Source organism: Photobacterium sp. 2_MG-2023 (genome assembly GCF_030547675.1).
Classification (GTDB): Bacteria; Pseudomonadota; Gammaproteobacteria; order Enterobacterales; family Vibrionaceae; genus Photobacterium; species Photobacterium arenosum.
The window spans coordinates 1-813 of record NZ_JAUOQQ010000060.1; the positions used below are offsets into that span (position 1 = coordinate 1).

General features: G+C 48.3%; 3 tRNA genes and 1 rRNA gene. All 4 read left to right on the forward strand.

What is annotated here, in order from left to right:
* Positions 1–68 (forward strand): 16S ribosomal RNA (locus Q4491_RS21435); the annotation flags it as partial.
* A gap of 99 nt (positions 69–167) precedes the next feature.
* Positions 168–243 (forward strand) — tRNA-Glu (locus Q4491_RS21440).
* Between the two features lies 1 nt (position 244).
* Positions 245–320: transfer RNA gene (locus tag Q4491_RS21445), tRNA-Lys, on the forward strand.
* A 29-nt stretch (positions 321–349) separates the two neighbouring features.
* Positions 350–425, forward strand: a tRNA-Val gene (locus Q4491_RS21450).
* The last annotated feature ends 388 nt before the right edge of the window (positions 426–813 follow it).

An 813-nucleotide genomic window follows, 5' to 3' on the forward strand; every position in this document is an offset into this window, starting at 1 on the left:
GGTTCATGACTGGGGTGAAGTCGTAACAAGGTAGCCCTAGGGGAACCTGGGGCTGGATCACCTCCTTACCTAAAGACTGTGTCGTTGATGCAGTGTCCACACAGATTGCCTGGTCGAAATGTAGAGAGCCACTCATGCTGCCCAACAGCGTGAGTACGAATTAGAAAGTCCCATTCGTCTAGAGGCCTAGGACACCGCCCTTTCACGGCGGTAACAGGGGTTCGACTCCCCTATGGGACGCCATGGGTCGTTAGCTCAGCTGGTAGAGCAGTTGACTTTTAATCAATTGGTCGCAGGTTCGAATCCTGCACGACCCACCATTCCTGCCACGGGAATGTAAAAATACCGTGGGCGATTAGCTCAGTTGGGAGAGCACCTCCCTTACAAGGAGGGGGTCACTGGTTCGAGCCCGGTATCGCCCACCACTCTCTAAATACTTTCTGCACGGATACGCAGATTCAATAGCTTAATGGTTGTTGGATCGATTGTCTGATGCTGAAAGCCTTTAGAAAGTGGTTATCGGAAGATAATTCACATGCTCTTTAACAATCTGGAAAGCTGACTAGTAAATTCAATCTTAGCGATTGAATGAAAACTGTTTCGAAAGAAACAGAGTTCTCAAGCAATACACATTCAAGTGTCTTGTGTTCGTTGTGTTCACTGCGGTGAAGACAACATGAGTCCGGCGAATAAACCAATTGTCTCTTTGTCAGAGACACAACCTTGGTTGTTTGAACATACGAAACCTCTTGGGGTTGTATGGTTAAGTGACTAAGCGTACACGGTGGATGCCTGGGCAGTCAGAGGCGATGA